This window comes from Alkalibacterium sp. m-11 (genome assembly GCF_054658155.1).
This window is the reverse complement of the sequence record NZ_BAAGIR010000182.1, coordinates 1-3,267: the sequence shown is the minus strand read 5'-3', so window position 1 is coordinate 3,267 and position 3,267 is coordinate 1. Positions and strand designations below refer to the sequence as shown.

Genomic DNA, 3,267 nt, shown 5'->3' with positions numbered 1-3,267 from the left:
ATTAGAACTGACTTTCTCAAGCCTTTTAAAAGCTCGAAGAGCAAAAAAGGCTTGAGAAAGTCAAAAACAATAAACTGCGTTTCAGATTTCTAGAATAAATTTCCGAGAATAGCTTTACACATACTCCATATTCTAAACAATTGAAAAATTTGAGTAGTTGGTCTATAGTTTTTGTAAGCGATTTAAAAAAGGAGTGGAATTGGATAATGGTCAAGCGATTATTGAACTGTTATGCAAGTGATTTTCTCGAGATGAATAAGGAAGAGTTAAAGCAGTCGATCAAAGCAAGCGAAGGTCGCACTATTCTGTCTGAAAATATCGTCTCTACTGCGGCATCACCTGGACTAACCAATAGTGAGGTGGCCAGATCTGTCGGAGCAGACTTGATTCTTTTAAATGGCTTCGACTTGCTGGAGCCGAAAGTTAATGGGTTAGATAGCAAAGAAAATGATCCAGTGAGACGCCTGAAAGAACTTACAGGTCGTCCGATTGGGGTCAATATCGAACCCGTCGATCAGCAGGCAGTCATGAATGAAGATAAGCTGACGATTTCTAAAGGGAGACAGGCGTTCAAAGAGACATTCGAGGAAGCTGAGAATCTGGGATTCGATTTCATCTGTCTGACGGGTAATCCGGGAACAGGCGTAAGTAATAAAGAAATAAACAAAGCAATATCAGTAGCAAAAGAAGCGTTCAAAGGTCTGATTATCGCAGGGAAAATGCACGGTGCTGGAGTGAACGAAGCAGTGATCGATTTGGATGCGATCCGTTCCTTCATTGAGAGTGGAGCAGACATCATTCTTCTGCCAGCAATCGGAACAGTACCGGGAGTCACACCGGACGTCGTCTATGAAGCCGTTTGTTTATGCAAGTCTTCTGACGTACTGAGCATGTCGGCTATAGGTACAAGCCAGGAAACAGCGGATCCAAGCACAATCAAAGATATTGCTTTACAAAATAAAATAGCCGGTGTGGATATCCAGCATATTGGCGATGCCGGATATGGAGGAGTCGCACCTTATCTGAATATTCTGGAAATGTCCCGAGTGATTCGTGGAGACCGTCATACACTGGCGCGCATGGCCGGATCGAATGCGCGGTAATGATACTTGAGAAATGATTGGAAGTAACTATTAGTGAATATGGCGCATCTAATCGGTGATAACAATGTAAAAGAGGGACTTGAGTGATGACTAGATTGAGAAAACAGGAGAATTCAATCATATTAACTATTCCTGTATCCGAAGCTGAAAATCTTAATTCGAATACTGAGTATAGTGTCAAAATTGGTCAGTAAGGAACTATTTTACTTATTTCAAAATTAAAATTCATGTGTTGGCTCAGATATTGGACAAAGTTATGAGAAAGAGATGTGGGTTGAGGAGGATCTAAAGGGTAGAAAAGTTGAATAAGAGATACTATTATTTTATTTTATACTGATCTCTAAGCTGAAAAATGGTGGAGCGTGGCTCTGCCTTTTTTTTATCTAAAATACTCAGAAAAAAAGAAAATGAATTAAAGTATTTTAGTTAGTTATCTGTTTTTTCATCAATATTATATATAGATCGTTATTTAGGAGTGAAGAATATGATGTATAAAGACAGGTCTAAACCGATTGTGCTATTTGTTTTGGAAGCTTTACTTATAAGAGCAGATTTGAGTGATGAAGACAAGCAGTATGCTTATTCTCAGATGAAAGGGTATAAAGGGGAACTACACTTTGATAGTATTGTTGAAAAATATCTCCCAAATTATCTGATGATACCGGATCTCTTTTTGAAAAGTCAGGGTTCTACTTTTCAAATTGATATGAGTATCCTTACTGATCAGAAGATTTACATTTATGAAGTGAAAAATTACCAAGGTGAGCTTATGTATCGAGAAGGGAGGTTGACTTACTATTCAAGTGGGTTGGAGATATTAAATCCAGTGAGTCAAGTCCAGAGAGCAGCTATTCTGTTAAAAAATATGTTGAGAAAACATAATATTAATCTGGAAGTCGAACCATATGTCGTATTCATTAATCCCAACTGTACCATTTATCAGTCAATACCCGATAAAAGAATTTTACTCCCAAGTCTGCTGGATAGCCATTTTAAACTGATCGAAAAACAGTCCAATATAAAAACCAGAAAACTTTTAGAAATAGCCGAGAAGTTAACTAACCTAAATCTAAAGTCAAAGTCATACCTACTGACTGACTTGCCAGCTCATGACTTTTATCTGTTGAAAAAAGGGATATATTGCAGTAAATGTAATGAGTTTTTAAACAAAGTTTTGGGTCGGATGTGTGTCTGTAGGTTCTGTGGATTCAAAGAATCGGCAATCGATAATGCGATGCGACATACATTAGAATACCAGACACTTTTTCCTGACGAAACTTTAAAAACTGAAGTATTGTATACCTGGTGCGGCGAACTGCACTCAATGTATCGCCTGCGTAAGGTTCTAAAGAGTCTTAATGAAGAAAAATCTGGCGAGGCCAGATTATCATTATAGTCAGTTGATGCTGTGAGAAACGCAGGGTATAGTTCAGACGGGATGTGAGCGCTGAACTGCATTATGAGCACTTCTGAGTCGAGTTCGTGATAAAAGAAGTGAGCTGAACTACACCGCAATATGCTATAGTCTAGTTGGCAGTACGATTGCAGAGGTGAACTTCATTCAAGAGACGTCAGAATGAAGTTCAAATCGCTGAACCCCAATGAACTACATCTAGAAGCTTTCAATGAAGAATAATCTGGCCAGGCCAGATTACCATTATAGTCAGTTGATGCTGTGAGAAACGCAGGGTATAGTTCAGACGGGATGTGAGCGCTGAACTGCATTATGAGCACTTCTGAGTCGAGTTCGTGATAAAAGAAGTGAGCTGAACTACACCGCAATATGCTATAGTCTAGTTGGCAGTACGATTGCAGAGGTGAACTTCATTCAAGAGACGTCAGAATGAAGTTCAAATCGCTGAACCCCAATGAACTACATCTAGAAGCTTCAGATGACGAAAAATCTGGCGAGGCCAGATTATCATTATCGCGTTTGAAGCAGGCATTCAACCTTTTGATGTCTACTTAATCAAGTGCTTTAACGTAATTCCGAAAGAAGTCTCCCATTTCTAAGCGTATGGGTGCGAAGCACCAGTTAAAGTGGGAGATGAATTTCGGTCAAGCGATAGCTTGAAGTGGTTAATCTGTCCTTTTTGTTGTATACTATATTCAGTGGTAACCAACAGAAAGGAAGTGACATCAATGGAATTGGACAACAACAATC

At 39.1% G+C, this 3,267-nt stretch carries 3 protein-coding genes; all 3 read left to right on the top strand.

Annotation, left to right across the window (positions count from 1 at the left end):
- Positions 1-206: 206 nt before the first annotated feature.
- The 3 genes from ACYQ2O_RS11305 (at position 207) to ACYQ2O_RS11295 (ending at position 3,072) form a co-directional block, all read left to right on the top strand.
- Positions 207-1,103 (top strand): DUF7916 family protein, encoded by an 897-nt coding sequence (locus tag ACYQ2O_RS11305; protein WP_346024861.1) that lies wholly within the window; start codon positions 207-209, stop codon positions 1,101-1,103.
- A gap of 484 nt (positions 1,104-1,587) precedes the next feature.
- Positions 1,588-2,499, top strand: a complete 912-nt coding sequence (locus tag ACYQ2O_RS11300; protein ID WP_346024860.1) for a nuclease-related domain-containing protein — start codon at positions 1,588-1,590, stop codon at positions 2,497-2,499.
- 447 nt (positions 2,500-2,946) lie between these two features.
- Entirely contained in the window at positions 2,947-3,072 is a 126-nt protein-coding gene (locus ACYQ2O_RS11295; RefSeq protein ID WP_346024859.1) for a hypothetical protein, read from the top strand.
- Positions 3,073-3,267: the final 195 nt, after the last annotated feature.

Bases quoted from the DNA above. Each gene is read 5' to 3' on its own strand.
- ACYQ2O_RS11305 (WP_346024861.1), top strand. From the start codon at position 207: ATGGTCAAGCGATTATTGAACTGTTATGCAAGTGATTTTCTCGAGATG.
- ACYQ2O_RS11300 (WP_346024860.1), top strand. From the start codon at position 1,588: ATGATGTATAAAGACAGGTCTAAACCGATTGTGCTATTTGTTTTGGAA.
- ACYQ2O_RS11295 (WP_346024859.1), top strand. From the start codon at position 2,947: ATGAAGTTCAAATCGCTGAACCCCAATGAACTACATCTAGAAGCTTCA.